The organism is Pseudomonas sp. MF08875, assembly GCF_059862525.1.
This window is the reverse complement of record NZ_JCBCUW010000050.1, coordinates 1-19,286: the sequence shown is the minus strand read 5'-3', so window position 1 is coordinate 19,286 and position 19,286 is coordinate 1. Positions and strand designations below refer to the sequence as shown.

Sequence of the window (19,286 nt, the reverse complement as noted above, 5' to 3'; positions counted from 1 at the left end):
GCGGGCTACGGCACGTCGTGGATGAAGCGCACACCGGGTTTGCTGCGTTCGTCCACCCGCAGCTCGAACACATCCGGGCGGGCGTAATGGCCGACCACGTCGTAGTCGTAGCGCGCGCGGATCAGGTCAGCGGTGTCGATCTGCGCGCACAGCAGCCCCGCACCGCCCAGCAGCGGCCCGGCAAGAATGTCGCCCATGGGCCCGACGATCACGCTGCCGCCGGCGATCAGCGGCCGCTCGGCAGGCCAGTGGGCGATGTCCAGGCCCAGTTTCCGGGGTGAGTCCTGCACCTGGCAGGCGCTGACCACAAAGCAGCGGCCCTCGTGGGCGATGTGGCGCATGCTCACTTGCCACATCTCGCGCTCGTCCACTGTGGGCGCACACCACACCTCCACGCCTTTGGCGTACATCGCGGTGCGCAGCAGCGGCATCATGTTTTCCCAGCACACCGCCGCGCCCACGCGCCCGACCTGGCTGTCGATCACCGCCAAGGTCGAGCCATCGCCCGTGCCCCAGATCAGCCGTTCGGTGCCGGTGGGCATGAGTTTGCGGTGCTTGGCCACCAATCCGCTCTCGGGCTCGAAGTACAGCACGGTGCAATACAGGGTGCTGCCGGCGCGTTCGATCACCCCCAGCACCAGGCTCGCCCCCGTGCGGGCCGAGAGCCCGGCCAGGGCCTCGGTTTCGGCGCCGGGCACATCCACCGCATTGGCGAAATAGCGGGCAAAGGCCTCGCGCCCCTCGGGCAAGCGATAGCCCAGTTGGGTGCCAAAGCTTTCGCCCTTGGGGTAGCCGCCGAGCAAGGCTTCGGGCATCACCACCAGGCGAGCGCCAGCCTCAAGGATCTGCGCCTCGTAGGAGAGGATCTGTGCCAGGGTTTCGCCCTTGCCCCCAGGCAGCGAACCGATTTGCAGTGCGGCAACGATGGATACAGGCATGGAATCTCCAGAAGGTGAGTCAGCGGTTGCCCATTCTGCGCTGGCCGCAGAATATGAATAAAGACCACTCAAACACTGAATGATATGAGCCAAATAAATATCGCTAACATCGATCTCAACCTGCTCAAGGCCTTCGAGGCCCTGCATGACGAATCCAGCGCCAGCCGCGCCGCCGTGCGCCTGGGGGTGACGCAATCGGCCATGAGCGCGGCGTTGCGGCGCCTGCGCCAGGTGTATGGCGACCCGCTGTTTGTGCGCACCGGCCGGGGCCTGGCGCCGACCCTGCGGGCCAATCAGCTCAAACCGGTCATCAGCGAGGCCCTGGCCAAATGTCGGCAGAGCCTGGCCATGATCGACCCGGCCACCCAGGATTTCGAGGGCCGCTCGGTGACCTTGGGGCTGTCCGACGATTTCGAGATTGCCCATGGCCGCCGCTTGATCGAGGAAATCGAGCACCGCGCGCCGAGGCTGCGCCTGATTTTTCGCCAAACCCACAGCCAGATCGTCGCCAGCGGCCTGCTCGATCGCAGCCTGGACCTGGCCATCAGCGCCGGCGGTTTCAGCGAGCGCCGCCTGAGCCGCCAAGTGCTGGGCGAAGGGCATTACGCCTGCCTGGCGGACCCGGCAAGCCTCGCACCCGGGCAGCAGGCGATAGGCCTGGAGGAGTTCGTCGCCCGCGAGCACATCCTGGTGTCCTCCGGCGGATTTATCGGGATTACCGATGAAGGCCTCGCGGCTCTGGGGCTTAAGCGCCATGTGTGCGCTTCCACCAGCCACTTCGCCGCGCTGCCCTACTTGCTTAGGGGCAGCCGAGCGGTGGCGACCATCCCGGCGCACGCCGCGCAACGCATCGCGGCCCTGGGCGGGTTGCGCCTACTGCCCTGCCCCTTGGCGCTGCCGCGCTACCCCATCGAACTGGGTTGGCGCACCGAGAGCCAGCTCGACCCGCTGCTGTTGCGGGTACGCGAAGCGGTGCAGGGGTGTTTTGCGGCTACTTCGCCGCCGCCATCAGGCGATTGACTTCACTGCGCACCATGTTGGCGAATTCCGGGGGCGACATCGTGTCCAGCTCGGCGCGCACCCATTCGGCCCACTTGCCCTTGCGCTTGGCGCGCTCGCCGAACAGCCGCCCGGCCTCGCCCTTGGCCTTGCCCAGGTTGCTCTGCCACAACTCGAACAAACGGGACTTTTCGTCTTCGAGCGCGGCGCGCTCGGCCAGGGGCTGGTTAGCCAGGTTAAAGCTCATGGGGATTACCTGCTGCGGGAAATGGCCGACATCTTACACTGAAGGCCGAAACGTCCTAGCCTCTACGTCACCCAAGGTTCAGCACTGGGGTGCGGCAATCGCGATGCAACTTTTTCCACCGCCGCGAACTCCATTGTTCACTGTCACTCACCCGCAAGGAGTTACCCATGGCCCGCAAAACCGCCGCGCAAGCGGCCGAAGAACAAATCAAGGATCAAGCCTTCAGCGAGTTGCAGGCGCTGATCGAGGAGTCGGACAAACTGCTCAAAAGCAGCGCCAGCCTGGTGGGCGAGGAAGCCGAAGGCCTGCGTGCGCAGGTAGCGCTCAAGCTCAAGCAGGCCATGGATTCCGTGAACAACGTGCGCGAGCGCAGCAAACCGGTGGTCGATGCCACCGAGACCTACATTGGCGGCCACCCGTGGCAAACCGTGGCCATCAGCGCCGGGTTCGGCCTTGTCGTAGGGTTGCTACTGGGCCGGCGCAACTGATCGACGCCATCCCCCAGGCCCTGCTCGTACTCATCGTGCAGGGCCTTTTTTTGCCGCGACACATAGTTACCACCGAACCTGCACAGCGCCTGTCCACCATCGCCCTGACGCCCGCCCCGCGCGGTACCCACTCAGGACGACGACATGAGCCAATTCCCCTACCCGTATTTTTTCGACGAAGCCACCCGAGTCACCAAACGGCCCAACGAGCGTGAGCGCGCCCTGGGGATCAGTGACGTGGACCGCGATTTCCTGCGCAATCTGTTTTTCAGCACCGACGCCGGGCGCCGCCATCAATCCCCGCCGATGATCGCCGAGCGCTTGCTGATAAGCGCCACCGGTACGGCGCCCATCGAATTGGCCGGGGCGTTCATGATGAGTTCCACCGCCGCCTACGCCGCCGCGTTTTTGTATACGCCTGAGGAGGGCCTGGAAAAATTCGACAACACTGCCGCCGTGCTGGCGGCCTTGGACGAGCGCCTGCGCAGCAGCACCCGGCGCACCTCGTTGGTGCGGTTCCTGTCGATCCAGCAGCGTGCCCGCTTCGACTTCTCGGCCTTGCTGCCGATCACATCCCAAGTCATCGCCGGCAACGTGTTTGAAGAGCAGAAGGCCGCGATCGACCGCCACCAGGCCTTGAATACCCAGGCCATGCTCCAGGAATTGCTGACGCTGCCCACCCTGGGCGCGATGCTCGATCAACTGCTGGCCTCGACCCTGCGCCCGGTGTTCCCGCGCTTGGATGCAAGCAAGACCCACGTCAATATTTTCACTCGCTATCCACCCGCCGAAGTGCCAATCCAATGGCTCGATTCCATGTCGCTGCGCAACGCTTTGCTGTGGCTGTACCGCAACCAAGCCTGGCCCAAAGGCCAGCGCCGGGAATTTTTCAACCCCGGGAACAAGGGCGAGGCGCAAGACCCCACACCCTGGGAAAATGCCTTGCATGAGGCGGCCCACAAACTGTTGCCGTTCATGCAGAGCGTGCTGGAGAGTTTCTGGAACACCGCCATGGACACCGGCGCGTCACGGCGCGAGTTCTTTACCCAGGCCATGAGCGACAAATGCCGGGTGGACTTGCTGTTCAAGCGCCAGGAGCAGGTGCTCAGCGCCGAGCAAAGCCAGCGCCTGGAGGTCCTGTATCGCACCAGCGCCCCTGAACGCATCAGCCCACCACACCCGTTGCACGCCGAAACCGTCCAGATGTGGGAGTACCGCGCCCACGCTATTGTGCTGGCCGGCACCCTGATAATCCGCAACACCCAGACCTATCTGTATACCCAATCCCTGGGCTTGCAGGTGCTCAAGGACGACGATGACCTACAACGCACACTGCTGGCGATGGCCAAGGCGCCGAGTTATGAAGACGACTTCTACAACTTCCTCAGCCAGGAGGAACGTGCGCGGTTCATCGGCTTCACCACCCCCGAGTTCGGCAGCGAGCCCATTCAGGCAGGGGTGTTCGAAACCCTGTTCAACACCATCATCGAAAAGCAGCAACACAACCTGCGCTACGCCCTTGAGGTGTACCGCCGCACCCAGGGCGATATCGACCTCAATGCCCTGGTCGACCAGGTACTGGATATTCGCAGGATGTTCGATCACCGCCTCCTGGCGCTGGACAGCCAAGGTCGCTGGACGACCCACCCGGTGTCGACCACGGTGCCGATCGAACGCGCGCGGCTACATATCAAGACCCTGGCGAGCATCGAGGCACCGCTGCGCCAGGCCATGCTGGGCAGCGCCGGCATCGAAGAGATCGTCAGCCACGAATTGACCCGCCAATTGCAGGCCGCCCATATCGCCCACACCAACCCCAATGCAATATTCCTCAACCACTACGACTCCAGCGCCCAGGAACTGGAAGCACGGCCGCCCGTGGCCAGCCAGACCCTGGTAGGTTTTTTCCTCAGGCGCCTGATTGACCAGGACCCGCCGCTGGAGCTCACCGAGCGGGCCGGCCTCTATGGCCCGCCGACCGCCGGGCAGGCGCGCCGGTTAGCCGGGATCGACCTGCGCCTGTTCCGCCAAGTGGTGGAAACCACCCTGAGCTACTTTCGCCATATCAACGTGGCCGAGGTCCCGCGCGAGGCCCTGGAACAGCTCAAGCCGCAACTGGCGCACGTCATGTCCACTGCGATCCTCGACGAAGCCCGTACCCGTAAAGGGCAAAAAAGCCTGAGTGAGCGCGACCTGGAGATTGTCGAAGCGTTCTTCACCGCCGCCCCCGACGGCTTGAACGGGTTCATTCCCGAGGCTTTTTCGCCCACGGTGTATCGCAACCTGCAAGGTGAGCCACTGACCCTGGCCAACTGTTTCCTGCTCACCGAGCGCGGCGGCCTGGACCCCCAGCATTCTGGCCGGGCCGTGTGCTGGAGCCCGGCCCGCGGGCTCGAAAGCTTCGCCTCGGTGCAGGAGGCCAGGACCCGGCTAGGCCAGCAACTGCGCGAGCCGAACCGGCGCCTGGACCTGCTGGAAAACCTCGCTCCCCAGCATTACCTGGCCCACGACATCTACCATCCTGGGCCTCTGCGGGCGATCAACGCGCCCGCCGCGCAAAGCTTGCAACAGAGCTGGATCGACCACTGGCTCGCCCTGCGGGCCAAGATCCTCTCGTTCAAGCGCCCATTCAGTGCCCTGGCCCCCTTGCTGTACCACCTCAGGCTCAGCCCCCCGGCGACCAACCTCGGCCATGCAACGGATATCGCCAAGCTTGCGCTGGCACGCCTATCGCTGCCGGCCTGGCTGGGCATGGCGCCCCCCCGGGAACTGCGCCGCCACGCCGAGATCGCCGAGCAGTACCGCCTTCGCCTAGGCGATGGCAAGGACTACCTGAACCAGATCATGCCGCTGCGCGACTTCATCGAAGGGAAGCTGCGCACACTGCTCCAGGCCTACGCCCTGCGCCCCGACGAGGTCACCATTACCCCAAAACTGGCCTTGGCCGGGCACCCGCAGAACCTGCTCGACTTCGCCCTGAACCCGGTGGAACAACAAGCGTCGGCCTTTAGCGTCCGTTGCAGCGACGAACGGCTCGATGAGCAGACGATTCGCGGTTGGTTGCAACAGCTCGCCAGCCAACAGGATTTTCAGGCCCAGTTGCTTGCCAACCTGCTCCCCGGCAAGCCGGGGGCACTGGAGCGCGAGGCGCTCTACATTGCCCAGTTGCCCTGGCAACTGCTTCTGCATGCCCATGGCCTGATGCTGGAGGAGCGCCTCTCGGGTGCCGGGTTCGCGCTCGTGCAACAGGTACTGGACATGCCCGACGCCAAGGCGCGCACCAGTGTGCAGGGGGCTAACGCGGTTATCCGGCCACTGGAGCTACTCGCCACGGCCGGTGCCACACTGGCCCAGGCGCTGAACCTGTACATCCTCAGCCCGCCGGCCGGCAGCGTCGGGCCGCACCTGCTGTATGCGCCCTACAGCCAGGGGCCGCTGTTCACCGAATTCGAGCATGAAGCGGCGTTCATCGAGGCCCTCAACCACCCTGGCGCCTTCCAAGAGCTGATCCTGGGACGCCTGCCCGCGCCACAAAACGCCACCTACCGGCATTTGCTGGAGAGCACCCGCGGCAAAACCTCGGAGATCACCCTGGCGCACAACCCGATCCAGGGCCACGCGCTCAAGCACCTGTACCAAGAGAACACCCGGCACCTGACCCACATGCTCGCCCGCCAAGCGGACCCACAGGGGGCTAGCGCCTGGGAAACCGTCAAGCAGGTCTTCAGCAGCGCCCTACGCCATGGCCTGGGCGTCATTTCGGGCAAGCTGACGTTGCCTTGGGTGATTTGGGACAGCTACCAGTTGTTCAAGGCGTCGGCGCAAGCCTTGCAGGATCATCAGTGGGCCAGCGCGCTGAGGACCTTTATCGAGGGCGTCGGCCACATGGCCAGCATCGGTGAGTTGATGGACCCCACACCGCCCCCACCTGCAGCTGTGGCGGTTGAAGACGCCGCCAGCAGCGAGCCTATGCCGCAGGCCCAGACCTGGGGCGACATCGATATGACGGCCCCCTATCGCACGCTGCTGCACACCTACGAAGCCCATGACGTGGCGCTAACCGACCTGGAGTTCAACGCGCAGTCACGGGTTTACATCGCCTCGGACAGCCGCCACAGCTACGTCCCTATCGCGGGCAAGGTTTATCGCCTGCAACGGGCCGGCGAATACTGGCGAATACTGGCAGGCAATAAACAGGGCCCGTTCGTCTGCCTCGACCCCGCGCAACAGTGGGTCATCGATACCCGCAAACATGTCCCTCGCTTCGGCCAGGCCATGACGCGGGTGCTAGATCGCCAGTTGGTCCGTTCCGCCGCGCGCACCAGCATCAACATCGAAGCGCGGGGCATGGGCCAGATTCGCCAACTCAACCCTGAACGCGCCCAGCAGATCGTCGAAGCCCTGGACCTGGCAACCTTCTATGTACAGAACTGCAAACTCAACCTGGGCCTGCTGGAATCCCGGCACGCACCGGTCACCCGTATCCACCGCTTCATCAACAGCTTTTTCGGCATCGCCTCCGACCCAGACACCGGCCCCCAGGTGCTGGACCCTGCACTGGTGCAAAAACTGCACAGGGTCGTGGACCTGGTGCTGGCGGAAATTCTTTCGCCTTCGCTCTACGCCCTGGATTCGTCGCGGTTCATCACCGGCACCCACCTCCTGGACCCCGGCAGCAACTGGGCCTTTACCATCGACCGAGACCCGGATCGGCGTATCTACCTCACGGAAAACTTCTTCCTCCCTCCCTTGCAGGACTACACCCATCGCCTGACCACCCCCTTCAACCTGGAGTGTCACGCTCGGGCGACGGCCCTGATCCATGAGGTGACCCACATCGCCTGTAACACCGCCGATGTCGCCTACCTAGAGACGGTGCTGCCGTTTTCCGACCTGATCGAAACCCTGACCCAGGAAGGCCGCGATTTGCAGACCTATCAGCGCGATATCCAGAACAACCGCTACTCGGTGCACACGCCTATCGGTGAGCTGTTCAAGTTCGTGGATGTCTCGGGGAACATCTGGAGCGATTTCGGCAGTACCGAGGACACCGAATACATCGAGGAGCAAATCCTAGAAGCCACCGGCGGGCTTGATTTGAGCAATGCCCGGGGAATATTCAAGACAAACCTGGCCAAGAGGGTCGATACCATGCTCGACAACGCCGACTCACTGACGCTGCTCATCACCACACTGGGGCGCCAACTCGATGCCATCCCTGCCAGGCGACGCCCCTCAATTCCATAGCCAGTAGGCTTGCCTGCGCTGGGCTGCACAGCACCCTTAAAGCGATGCTGTGCCCGGCGGGTTTTTACCGCCGCTAGGCGCCCGAGCGCGGGTCAGCCCGCCTTCTACTAAAGAGGCTGCGCTATCAGTCTTTCTGGTCGCGCAGGATGTTGCCCGAAGCGCCGTCGATGCGGAATTCGTACACGGTGCCATCGGCTTTGCGACCTTTGCCTTCCCAATAGCCGCTGTCATCGGCTTCGATCTGGTAGATCTCGACGTAGTTGCCCTTGGTCTTCGCGGTTTCCAAGGCTTTTTCGATGGTGATCCAGCCCGCACCCGGTTTGTCGGCCAGGGCCGCACCGGCACTCAGCAGGCTGGCGGTGGCAAGCAAAGTAGCCAGGGTTTTCTTCATCATGGTCAAACTCCTTATTGAAAAAACAAATGACACGTGTCGGGGCATTAGGGGACTGGGAGCAAGGATAAGTTCCACTTTGATATGCAAACGCCATGACCGTTGTTCTCGTTGGCTCTGCCCGACAGTTAGAATGTAGGAAATCAGGAAGAGTAAATGAGCGAACCTACACCCTCAGAAGCTGAATACGACGCCATCACCGATGCAGCCGCCCATTGGTGCATGCGCCTGCACGCCTCTGACTGTTCCTCGGCAGAGCGCCTGGCCTTCGAGCAATGGCGCGATGCCGACCCGTTGCACGCCTTTGAATTCGAGGCCATGCAGGACAGCTGGGAAGTTGCAGCCCAACTGCCCCGCCTCACACCGCCCCAGGTTGTCACGTCCCCTGTGCGACGCCGGCACTGGCCTGCCTATGGCGTGGTAGCCGCCATCAGCCTGGCCTGCCTGTCTATCGCGGCATACACCGGTTGGCAATTGGGCTGGTTGCCCAACGCCTACGAGCACTACCAGGCCAGCAACCGTCTGCAACGAGTGACCCTGCCCGATGGCAGCAAGGTGGAACTGAACCTGGGCACCGAGTTGACTTACAGCAACTACAAAGACCAGCGCCGGGTGACCCTGGACAAAGGCGAAGCCTTCTTCAAGGTCAGCCACGACAGCAGCCACCCTTTAGTGGTCAGGGCCGCGGAGGGGCGCATCCGCGTGACCGGCACCCAGTTCAACGTGTGGATGTACCAAGACCAAGTACGCGTCACCCTGCTCGAAGGCTCGGTGCTGGTCACCAGCAAAGGCACCCTGCCTGGCGATGGCCTGCGCCTGGCCCCGGGCACGCAGGCGCGCTACACGGCAGGCGATTTTTCCCCGCAAGTCAGCCAGAGCTCCGCCAACGACAGCTCCCTGGCCTGGCGCACGGGCAAACTGGTGCTCGACAACCTGCCCCTCGAAGACGCCCTGCCCCTGATTAACCGCTACCTGGCCAAACCCGTGATGCTCGCCGACGCCACCACCGGGCGCATTCGCATCGGCGGCATCTACGACACCCGCGAAGTGAGGAACATCCTCAGTTCGCTGCCCAAAGTGCTGCCCGTGTACCTGACCCGGAACAAGGACGGCAACCCAGTGCTCAATTCCATCCCGCACCAACCCGCCAAGCCCTAAAAAGGCCGCGCCCCTTGCGGGCAGCGGCCTCGTTCCCCTCAGCATTTATCGCACCGACAACGGCTGGGCGTTCATCGGCGCGCGAAGCCGGGGATAGGCGTCGAGGCCAGGGCAAAAAAACCATCAGCACCCCGCGAAGACGCAATCGACCGTTCCTACCGACAAACGCCAGGCAAAAAATCAGGCCACCGCGCCCTGTCAATTCGGGCACCTGGCCGTACGCTTACATATTTCATACAACCACCACTTCGTGATTTTGCCGGCTCAAACGTCTTATTAGATGAGAGCAAACATCATTTCCTGATTGGGCTCTGACAAGGAGTTTTCCCCCATGTACAACCAGCAACCCATGGAAGGTACAAAAGCCCTGCACGGCGCGGCCATGAGCGGTGCCGACGAAAGCTATGGCAAAGGCACGGAACGCCAGGGCAACGACCGCATCCGGGTTTTGCTCAAAAGCTTCGGTTTGCGCACCAGCCTGATCCGCCTCAAAGTCATCGACGCCCTGCTCAAGGCTGCCGAGAGCGACCGCACCCTGGGGGTGCGCGGCGTGCACAGCCATCTACTGGAGCTGGACATCCCGTTGTCATTTTTGAGTGTGCGCGAAGTGCTCAAGCGCCTGTGCAGCGAGGGCGTCATCACCCTCAACCAGGATAAAAGCTACAGCCTGCATCAACAGGCCGCAGCCCTACTGGAAAAGTCCTGATGCGGTTCAGGGCTTGACCTTGCGGCGCATCACGCCGTTGACCACAACCACCACCACGGCCACCGTCACGGCGATGTACTGGAAGGTCTTCTCGCCAATGATCCCGGCGTTTTGCAAGTACGAAAGGCCAAACATGATCCCCAGTACCAGCAGGGAAATCAGAACCGAATATTTGATGCGTTGCGACTGGGTCATGACGGGTTCCTGAAACGTTGAAAAGTGGACTGCGCCGAGCGACCACGGCGCCAAACGGCGGCCATGGTACAGGCCCCGGGTAGTTTTGGCTCCCTTGCCCACCTGCCTGACAAATCTGTAATCACCCCGCGCGCCCAGCAATGCTAAGGTCACGTCCCGGCACCCTGCCCAGGCACGGCGAGACTGATTCGCGCCGGCAACCTTCGGATTCCCCTGTCATGAAAACCTCATTGCGTCTGGCAGCCTTGTCTGCCCTATTCATCAGTTCCCTGGCCCAGGCGAGCGAACTGATCCCCATCGATGTGCACCGCGACGCCAATTGCGGCTGCTGCAAGGCCTGGATCAAACACCTGCAAGACAACGGCTTCGCCGTCACCGACCATGTCGAGCCCAACATGAGCGCGGTCAAGCAGCGCCTGGGCGTGGCGCCGCGCCTGGCCTCCTGCCACACCGGCGTCATCAACGGCCAGTTCGTCGAAGGCCATGTGCCTGCCGAGCAAGTCCTGGCCCTGATGAAACGCCCCGACCTGCTGGGCGTCGCCGCGCCGGGCATGCCCACCGGCTCGCCGGGCATGGAAATGGGCGACAGCCGCGACGCCTATCAGGTCATCGGCCTGCATAAAAACGGTACGGATGAAGTGATCGCCGACTACCCGGCCCGCTAGTGCTGGCGGGTTATTTCGCCCTGTTCTTCGCGGCGTTCGGCGCCGCGACCCTGCTGCCCCTGCAATCGGAAGCCGCGCTGGTGGGCCTGCTGCTCAACGGCGCCCACGGGGTGTGGGCGCTGCTCGCCGTGGCCACCCTGGGCAATGTCCTGGGCTCACTGGTCAACTGGTGGCTGGGCCGGCGCCTCGAAGGCCTGCGGGGCAAGCGCTGGTTCCCGGTCGGCCCTGCCGCCCTGGACAAAGCCCGACGCCACTATCAGGTGTATGGCCATTGGACCCTACTGCTCAGTTGGCTGCCGGTGGTGGGCGACCCGCTCACCCTGGTGGCCGGAGTGATGGGCGAGCCACTGTGGCGCTTCACCCTGCTGGTGACCCTGGCCAAAGGCGCCCGCTACCTGGTGCTGGCCTGGGTGACCCTGGGCTGGATCGGCGCATAAATCACCCGCCGCCCTGGCTTGGTGCAAACCGCGCCCGCTCGATCAGGCTCACCTCTTGCCCCTCGTCGGCGCATTTACCTGCGGCGGGGTGCGACAAACAACCGCATGTCGATTGTCGGACAACCCGGCAATCCCCACGCAGCGCTCTGCTTCCTGTCCTAGGCTGCAATCGCCGGCCCCACCGGCCCGCCATCGGTGCTGTAAATAATCGAAACTTTTCGCAAGCCCGGCCAGTCAGCTAAAAGGCGGGGTCGTGAGCGCTGGTGCAATCCTTGCAACAGCCCCACCCGTCAGTCTTTTTTTGCTTTGAACGCGCAGGGCCCAAGCCGCCCTTAGCGCCACGCTTATGCACGCGGCCACGGAGTGGCCGAACGATAAAGGGGAAGATCAATGACGAGTGCCGCTTTGCAAGCCCATGGGGAATGTGTGCTGCCTGTGTCCAGCGACTCAGTGAACCCGCCCATCGCCACCTCGGGCGGGCGCACCCAGTTGCCGTTGGCGAGCCACAATCCCAACCGCAAAAAAGTGCTGTTCGTCACCTCGGAAATCGCCGACCTGGTGAAAACCGGCGGCTTGGGCGACGTCTCGGCGGCGCTGCCCCGGGCGCTGGCGCATTTGCACGATGTGCGGGTGCTGATCCCCGGCTACCCCCAGGTGCTCAACAGCGACAACCCTATCCATATCGTCGGCGAACTGGGCGGCCACGCGGCGCTGCCGCCGTGCAAGATCGGGCGCATGGACATGCCCGATGGCCTGGTCGTCTACGTGCTGATCTGCCCTGAGCTGTACGCCCGCGAAGGCACGCCCTACGGCGCCAACAACGGCCGCGACTGGCCCGACAACCATATCCGCTTCGCGCGCCTGGGCCTGGCTGCCGCCGACATCGCCGCCAATCTGGCGCAGATCCACTGGTGCCCCGACCTGGTGCACGCCCACGACTGGCCCGCCGGCCTGGCCCCGGCCTATATGCACTGGCGCGGCCAGCGCACCCCCACTCTGTTCACCATTCATAACCTGGCCTACCAAGGCGTGGTCAGCCTCGCCTCCTGCCCGGAGCTGGGCATCCCGCCCCACGCCCTGCAACAAGAAGGCATGGAGTTCTACGGCAAACTGTCGTTCCTCAAGGCCGGCATGGCCTACGCCAGCCACATCACCACGGTCAGCGCCACCTATGCCCGGGAAATCACCACCCCGGCTTTCGGCTGCGGCCTCGACGGTTTCCTCGCCAGCAAGACCGAACAAGGCCTGCTCAGCGGCATCCCCAACGGCATCGATGAAAGCTGGGAAGCCTCCACCGACCCGCACCTGGTCAGCCCCTTCAGCATCGGCGACTGGGCCGGTAAAGCGGCCAATGCGGCCCATGTACGCGAACTGTTCGGCCTGGAGCCCAGCGACGGGCCGCTGTTTGCCGTGGTTTCGCGCTTGGTCTACCAAAAGGGCCTGGACCTCACCGAAGGCGTGGCGCAGTTCATCGTCGACTCGGGCGGGCAGATCGCGATCATCGGCCGCGGCGAACCCGAAGAAGAACAGGCCATGCGCGCCCTCGCCCAACGCTTTCCCGGGCGCGTGGGGGTGCGCATCGGCTTTAACGAAACCGACGCGCGGCGCATGTTCGCCGGCAGCGACTTTTTGCTCATGCCCTCGCGCTACGAGCCCTGCGGCCTGAGCCAAATGTACGCGCAGCGCTTCGGCTCGCTGCCGGTGGCGCGCAACACCGGGGGCCTGGCCGACACCATCGAGAATGGCGTCACCGGGTTTCTGTTCGATGAGTCGAGCATCCCCAGCTACACCGAGGCCCTGCAACGGGCGTTCAAGGTGTTCGCCTACCCGGCGCTGCTCAACGCCATGCGCTGCCGGGCCATGGCCGCCCCCTTCAACTGGTGCCAAGCGGTGGAACCCTACGCCGAACTCTACGAACAACTGGTGGCCAAGGCCCAGGGCCATGTGGGCCGGCCTTGAACGGCCCTACGCAATAGCCCCTGCCCTTTGAGCGGAGAGTTTCGATGAGTGATGCGCAACTGGAAATCCTGGCCAGCCGTGCCGGCCTGGCCGTGGATTGGATCGATGCCAGCGGCCAGCCGCGCAAGGTCGCCGCTGCCGCCCTGCGCGCGATCCTGAACGGCCTCGGCTACCCGGCCTCCAGCGCCCAGGAAATCGACGCCAGCCTGCTGGCCCTGCAACAGGCCCAGGACGGCCGGCAACTGCCGCCGTTGCTAACGGTCGACCAGGGCCGCGGCCTGAACCTGGCCGCTTATTTCGCGCCCCACAGTGCCTGCGAAATCCATCTCGAAGACGGCGCTACCTTGGCCCTCGACCTGGATGCCGACGCCGTGCTGCCCGGCCTGCTGCCCGTGGGCTACCAAGAGGTGCGCATCGCCGGGCAACGCTTCACCCTGGCCGTCGCGCCCCTGCACTGCTACAGCCTGGGCGATGCCCTGGCCAGCCAAACACCGCGCGCCTGGGGCCTGAGCGTGCAGCTCTATGGCCTGCGCCGGGCCGGTGATGGCGGTTTCGGCGACACCCAAGCCCTGGAAACCCTGGCCCGGGCTGCCGCCGAACGGGGCGCCGACGCCTTGGCTATCAGCCCATTGCACGCGATGTTCGCCTGCGACCCGCAACGCTACAGCCCCTATTCGCCCTCCAGCCGTTTGTTCCTCAACAGCCTGTACGCCGCCCCCGGCACGGTGTTGGGCGAGCACGCCTTGCGTAGCGCCATCGAGGCCACAGGCCTTGGCGAGGAACTGCAACGCCTGGAGCACCTGCCGCTGATCGACTGGCCCGCCGCCGCCCAGGCCAAGCAGCACGTGTTGCGCGCCCTGTATGACGGCTTCTGCCACGGTGAACACCCGCTGCACGAAGATTTCATCCACTTCCGCCATCGCGGCGGCGAGGCCCTGGAACATCACTGCCGCTTCGAGGCCCTGCAAGCCGATTGCGCGGCCCGCGGCGAGCCCACTGACTGGCGCCTGTGGCCCGCGCGCTGGCGTGACCCGCGCAGCTGCGCCATCGCCGAATTCGCCGAAAGCAACGCCGCCCTGATTGGTTTTTTCGCCTTCTGCCAATGGCTGATAAGCCGCAGCCTGGAACGTGCGCAAACCGCCGCCCGCAGCAGTGGCATGGCCGTGGGCCTGATCGCCGACCTCGCCGTGGGCGCCGATGGCGGCGGCAGCCAGGCCTGGAGTCGCCAGGACGAACTGCTCGCCGCCCTCACCGTCGGTGCGCCGCCAGACCTGCTCAACCGCCAGGGCCAGGGCTGGGGCATTTCCGCATTCAGCCCCGAAGGCCTGGTGCGCCATGGTTTTCGTGCCTTTATCGAAATGCTGCGGGCCAACTTCGCCTACGCCGGGGGCCTGCGCATCGACCATGTGCTGGGCCTGCGCCGCTTGTGGGTGATCCCCGAAGGCGCCGCACCCAGCGAGGGCGCCTACCTGTATTACCCGGTGGATGACCTGCTGCGCCTGTTGGCTCTGGAATCGGTGCGCCACCAGGCCATCGTCCTGGGCGAAGACCTGGGCACCGTGCCCGAAGGCTTTGCCGACAAACTCGCCAGCCACTCGATCCTGGGCATGCGAGTGTTGCTGTTCGAGCAGGACAACAGCCATTTCAAGCCCATTCTCGACTGGCCCGACAACGCCCTGGCCACCACCAGCACCCACGACCTGCCCACCCTTAACGGCTGGTGGCACGGGCGCGATATCGATTGGAACCAACACCTGGGCTTTGTCGATGAGGACGGCGCCGCCCACTGGCGCCAGCACCGCCAACGCGAGCGTGCCGGGTTACGCCAGGCCCTGGCCGCCGACCCGCAGAACTTTTGCGAAGAGGCCCGCGAGACCGACCAAGTGCTGGACGCCGCCGTGCGTTTCCTTGGCCACACCCGCGCGCCGCTGGTGCTGCTGCCGCTGGACGATGCCCTGGGCATTGAAGAGCAGGCCAACCTGCCCGGCACCACCGACAGCCACCCCAACTGGCGCCGCCGCCTGCACGGCGAAAGCCCGGCCTTGCTCGATGAGCCGGCCACGGCGCGGCGCCTGGAAATGCTCGCCTGCGCCCGGCGCCAGGCGTTCGAGCGCGACCAATGATCGGCCCCGCATCCGCAGGGCCGGCACCGTTGTTTCACGTCACCTGAGTTGAACGTAAGGAGCATAGCCATGAGCACCGATGACAAACGCATCCGTGAGTTCGCCTACCAGATCTGGGAATCGGAAGGCAAACCCGAAGGCCAGGATTCACGCCACTGGGAAATGGCCCGCAAACTGGCCGAAGCCGAGGCCTTGAGCCCCACCAAGCCGCCCAAGGCCAGCGCCAAGCCCAAGCCTGCGGCCAAACCCGCTGCCGTGGCCGACAAGCCGCAGGCGGCGAAAAAACCGCGCGCACCGCGCAAGCCGCCCTTGGCCTGAACCCACCCCCGCAGCGCCGGGCCCATGCCCGCGCTGACCGGCATTCGTCGTACCCCGCGCAGGAGTCTTTATGAGCACGCCAGGCCCACACACGTCCGTCATTCGCGAAGGTTTGCCATTTCCACTGGGCGCCAGTTGGGATGGCCAGGGCATTAATTTCGCGCTGTTCTCGGCCAACGCCACCAAGGTCGAACTGTGCCTGTTCGACGCCACCGGCGAGGTGGAACTGCAACGCATCGAGCTGCCCGAGTACACCGACGAAATCTTCCACGGCTACCTGCCCGATGCAGGCCCCGGCTTGATTTACGGCTATCGCGTGCACGGCCCTTACGAGCCGCAGAACGGCCACCGCTTCAACCCCAACAAATTGCTGATCGACCCCTACGCCAAGCAATTGGTGGGCGAACTGAAATGGTCCGAGGCGCTGTTCGGCTACACCATCGGCCACCCCGATGCCGACCTCAGTTTCGACGAGCGCGACAGCGCGCCGTTCGTGCCCAAGTGCAAGGTCATCGATGAGGCCCACGACTGGGGTGGCGACCAACCGGTCAAGGTGCCGTGGGACAAGACCCTGGTCTACGAGACCCACGTGCGCGGCATCAGCATGCGCCACCCGGCCGTGGCCAAGAACGTGCGTGGCACCTTTGCCGGGCTCATGACCGACGAAGTGGTGCAGCACATCCGCGAGCTGGGCGTGTCGTCGGTGGAACTGCTGCCGATCCACGCCTTCGTCAACGACCAGCACCTGCTGCAAAAAGGCATGACCAACTACTGGGGCTACAACAGCATTGCGTTTTTCGCCCCCGACCCGCGCTACCTGGCCAGCGGCAGAATCGACGAGTTCAAGGACATGGTCGCGCGCCTGCACCAGGATGGCCTGGAAGTGCTGCTGGACGTGGTCTACAACCACACCGCCGAAGGCAACGAGCAAGGCCCCACCCTGTCCATGCGCGGCATCGACAACGTCTCTTATTACCGCCTGATGCCCGACGACAAGCGCTTCTACATCAACGACTCGGGCACCGGCAACACCCTGGACCTGAGCCACCCGTGCGTGCTGCAACTGGTCACCGATTCGCTGCGTTACTGGGCGGTGAACATGCACGTGGACGGGTTCCGCTTTGACCTGGCCACCATCCTGGGCCGCTATCACGATGGCTTCAACGAACGCCACAGCTTTCTCGTCGCCTGCCGCCAAGACCCGGTGCTGTGCCAGGTAAAAATGATCGCCGAACCCTGGGACTGCGGCCCCGGCGGTTATCAGGTAGGCGGCTTCCCGCCGGGCTGGGTGGAATGGAACGATCGCTTTCGCGACACCGTGCGCGCCTTCTGGAAAGGCGACGACGGTCAATTGGCCGACTTTGCCGCGCGCATGACCGCCTCGGGTGACCTGTTCAACCAACGCGGACGCCGGCCCTATGCCTCGCTGAACTTCATCACCGCCCATGACGGCTTCACCCTGCACGACCTGGTGTCGTACAACGACAAGCACAACGAGGCCAACGACGAAGACAACCAGGATGGCAGCAACAACAACCTGTCCTGGAACCACGGCGCCGAAGGCCCTACCGACGACCCCGAGATCAATGCCCTGCGCGCGCGGCAGATGCGCAACTTCTTCGCCACCCTGCTGCTGGCCCAAGGCACGCCAATGCTGGTGGCCGGCGATGAGTTCGCCCGCACCCAACACGGCAACAACAACGCCTACTGCCAGGACAGCGAAATCGGCTGGGTCAACTGGGAACTGGACGAAGGCGGCCAGGCCCTGCTGGGCTTCGTCAAGCGCTTGATAAAACTGCGCTTGGCCTACCCTATCCTGCGCCGCCAACGCTTTTTGGTCGGCCACTACGACGAAGAACTGGGGGTCAAGGACGTCACCTGGCTCGACCCCGCGGGCAACGAAATGAACACCGAGCAGTGGGAGGACGGCAATGGCCGCTGCCTGGGCATGCTGCTCGACGGCCGCGCCCAGGAAACCGGCATCCACCGCCCCGGCGCCGACGCCACCTTGCTGCTGGTGGTCAACGCCCACCACGACAGCATCGAGTTCCTTCTCCCGGCCGTGCCCGAAGGTGCAGGCTGGACCTGCCTGCTCGACACCCACCAACCCGATGCCGACGACCAGCCACGCTTCGAGTTCGATCAGCGGTACACCGTGACCGGGCGGTCACTGTTGTTATTCGAGCTACAGCGGGGGGCAACCGATTAGCGGCCAGGAAGAAACCGCCAAGATGAACAATACTCATCGCGCCGCGCTCCAGGATCCGGAGCGCGGGTTGTCCTCCTTTTGAAGCCAGGTACGGCATCGCCCACCGTTAGCGAACGCTGCACAACAAGGATGTGTCTTGATGAAAACCCTACTAGCACCCTGTACGCGGTTGCCCGCCCAGGTCTGGAACAGTGCGCCGCAACTGCAGCATGTCCCACTCATCAGCCCCGCCAGCCTGCTGCCCCCCGGCGCCCGCGTCGTGCTTATCGCCCCCCACCCCGGCGATGAAGTGGTGATGTGCGGCGGCCTTTTGCAACTGCTCGACAAGCTCGGCCACCCCTTGCAATTGCTCTCGATCACCGACGGCAGCGCCAGCCACCCCGGCTCGCGGCGCTGGTCGGCGCAGCGCCTGAGCGTGTTCCGCCCCCAAGAAAGCGTCGAAGCCCTGCGCCGCCTCGGCCTCCCCCTGCATCACCTGCAATGGATTCGCGGCGGCTTCCCCGACAGTGCCCTGGACGAATACGAAACCGAACTGACCCAATTCATCGCCCGCTACCTGCGCCCCGGCGATGTGTTGTTCAGCACCTGGCGCAACGATGGCAATGTCGACCATGACGCTGTGGGTCGCGCCAGCCTGCTGGCCGCAGCCCAGTGCCAGGTGCCGGTGTATGAACTGGCCGTGCGCGCCTGGCATTGGCCAGCCGGCGAACAGGCGCGCCTGCCCTGGCACCGCGCCCGAAAAATTCGCCTCGACACCTGGGCCGCCGCGCGCAAAAGCCACGCTACCCACGCCTACGCCAGCCAACTGCAAGGCGAACCGGCCCTGGGCATCAAACCCTCCCTGCCACGGGCCATCCTTGAACGCATGCGCCAGCCTTACGAGATTGTTTTCGTCTAGACCGGCGCTGTAGGAGCGGGCTTGTGTGGGAACGGGTTCACCCGCAATCAGGCCGCAACAGCCGTTCTATCGCTATTGGCTGTCAGGCCGCCATGGCGGGCCAGCCCGCTTTCACAGGGTGGGGCAAGGACCGACACCGTTCATCGCTACTGTCAGATCTGACAGTAGCCAGGCCGCAGGTTGCGGGTATGTGATGGCTTCACCCGCGCATCGAGCCTGAGAAGGAGCCTGTGATGACCACGCCCATTGAACCCACCGACCCCACTGAACCCGAAGACCTCACCGCCCTAGCCCCTCTGATTATTTCG

General features: G+C 64.3%; 16 protein-coding genes. 12 read left to right on the top strand and 4 right to left on the bottom strand.

Annotation, left to right across the window (positions count from 1 at the left end; translation table 11 throughout):
• Positions 1-5 precede the first annotated feature (5 nt).
• Positions 6-938 (bottom strand): carbon-nitrogen hydrolase family protein, encoded by a 933-nt coding sequence (locus AC19YT_RS23300; protein WP_500611096.1) that lies wholly within the window; start codon positions 936-938, stop codon positions 6-8.
• An 84-nt stretch (positions 939-1,022) separates the two neighbouring features.
• On the opposite strand from AC19YT_RS23300, the gene AC19YT_RS23295 reads away from it, so the two are divergent.
• Positions 1,023-1,958, top strand: a complete 936-nt coding sequence (locus AC19YT_RS23295) for a LysR family transcriptional regulator (protein ID WP_500611095.1) — start codon at positions 1,023-1,025, stop codon at positions 1,956-1,958.
• Here AC19YT_RS23295 and AC19YT_RS23290 read toward each other — a convergent pair.
• Positions 1,930-2,184, bottom strand: coding sequence for a hypothetical protein (locus AC19YT_RS23290; protein WP_095109859.1), 255 nt, complete (start codon positions 2,182-2,184; stop codon positions 1,930-1,932). The two genes, AC19YT_RS23295 and AC19YT_RS23290, sit on opposite strands and share 29 nt — an antisense overlap.
• 167 nt (positions 2,185-2,351) lie before the next feature.
• On the opposite strand from AC19YT_RS23290, the gene AC19YT_RS23285 reads away from it, so the two are divergent.
• On the top strand, positions 2,352-2,672 hold the full coding sequence (locus AC19YT_RS23285) for an ElaB/YgaM/YqjD family protein (protein WP_095109860.1): 321 nt from the start codon (positions 2,352-2,354) through the stop codon (positions 2,670-2,672).
• A 144-nt stretch (positions 2,673-2,816) separates the two neighbouring features.
• Entirely contained in the window at positions 2,817-7,919 is a 5,103-nt protein-coding gene (locus AC19YT_RS23280) for a dermonecrotic toxin domain-containing protein (RefSeq protein WP_500611094.1), read from the top strand.
• 124 nt (positions 7,920-8,043) lie between these two features.
• Here the strand turns inward: AC19YT_RS23280 and AC19YT_RS23275 are convergent, their stop codons facing one another.
• Positions 8,044-8,313 carry a PepSY domain-containing protein gene (locus AC19YT_RS23275; protein ID WP_095109862.1) on the bottom strand — a complete coding sequence of 90 codons (270 nt, stop codon included), beginning with the start codon at positions 8,311-8,313 and terminating at the stop codon, positions 8,044-8,046.
• A 153-nt stretch (positions 8,314-8,466) separates the two neighbouring features.
• Here AC19YT_RS23275 and AC19YT_RS23270 point away from each other — a divergent pair, with 153 nt between their 5' ends.
• Positions 8,467-9,468: a FecR family protein gene (locus AC19YT_RS23270; RefSeq protein ID WP_500611093.1), complete on the top strand. Its 1,002-nt coding sequence runs from the start codon at positions 8,467-8,469 to the stop codon at positions 9,466-9,468.
• 331 nt (positions 9,469-9,799) lie between these two features.
• A complete protein-coding gene (locus AC19YT_RS23265) occupies positions 9,800-10,174 on the top strand; it encodes a fe2+ zn2+ uptake regulation protein (RefSeq protein WP_095109864.1) in 375 nt (124 codons plus the stop codon).
• 6 nt (positions 10,175-10,180) lie between these two features.
• Here AC19YT_RS23265 and AC19YT_RS23260 read toward each other — a convergent pair whose 3' ends face one another.
• Complete coding sequence (locus tag AC19YT_RS23260) at positions 10,181-10,369, bottom strand: hypothetical protein (protein WP_095109865.1); 189 nt, start codon at positions 10,367-10,369, stop codon at positions 10,181-10,183.
• A gap of 218 nt (positions 10,370-10,587) precedes the next feature.
• On the opposite strand from AC19YT_RS23260, the gene AC19YT_RS23255 reads away from it, so the two are divergent.
• The 7 genes from AC19YT_RS23255 (at position 10,588) to AC19YT_RS23225 (ending at position 18,978) form a co-directional block, all read left to right on the top strand.
• Positions 10,588-11,034 (top strand): DUF411 domain-containing protein, encoded by a 447-nt coding sequence (locus AC19YT_RS23255; protein ID WP_095109866.1) that lies wholly within the window; start codon positions 10,588-10,590, stop codon positions 11,032-11,034.
• The gene (locus AC19YT_RS23250; protein ID WP_095109867.1) at positions 11,034-11,471 is read left to right on the top strand and encodes a YqaA family protein; all 438 of its coding nucleotides are present in this window, start codon (positions 11,034-11,036) and stop codon (positions 11,469-11,471) included. Before AC19YT_RS23255 ends, AC19YT_RS23250 begins: the two co-directional genes overlap by 1 nt.
• 390 nt (positions 11,472-11,861) lie before the next feature.
• Positions 11,862-13,430 carry a glycogen synthase GlgA gene (glgA, locus tag AC19YT_RS23245; protein ID WP_500600123.1) on the top strand — a complete coding sequence of 523 codons (1,569 nt, stop codon included), beginning with the start codon at positions 11,862-11,864 and terminating at the stop codon, positions 13,428-13,430.
• Between the two features lie 44 nt (positions 13,431-13,474).
• Entirely contained in the window at positions 13,475-15,553 is a 2,079-nt protein-coding gene (malQ, locus tag AC19YT_RS23240) for a 4-alpha-glucanotransferase (RefSeq protein WP_500611092.1), read from the top strand.
• 69 nt (positions 15,554-15,622) lie between these two features.
• Positions 15,623-15,871, top strand: a complete 249-nt coding sequence (locus tag AC19YT_RS23235; RefSeq protein ID WP_095109870.1) for a DUF2934 domain-containing protein — start codon at positions 15,623-15,625, stop codon at positions 15,869-15,871.
• A 70-nt stretch (positions 15,872-15,941) separates the two neighbouring features.
• Positions 15,942-18,080 carry a glycogen debranching protein GlgX gene (gene glgX, locus AC19YT_RS23230; RefSeq protein WP_500611091.1) on the top strand — a complete coding sequence of 713 codons (2,139 nt, stop codon included), beginning with the start codon at positions 15,942-15,944 and terminating at the stop codon, positions 18,078-18,080.
• 139 nt (positions 18,081-18,219) lie between these two features.
• A complete protein-coding gene (locus AC19YT_RS23225) occupies positions 18,220-18,978 on the top strand; it encodes a PIG-L deacetylase family protein (protein ID WP_095109872.1) in 759 nt (252 codons plus the stop codon).
• Positions 18,979-19,286 lie beyond the last annotated feature (308 nt).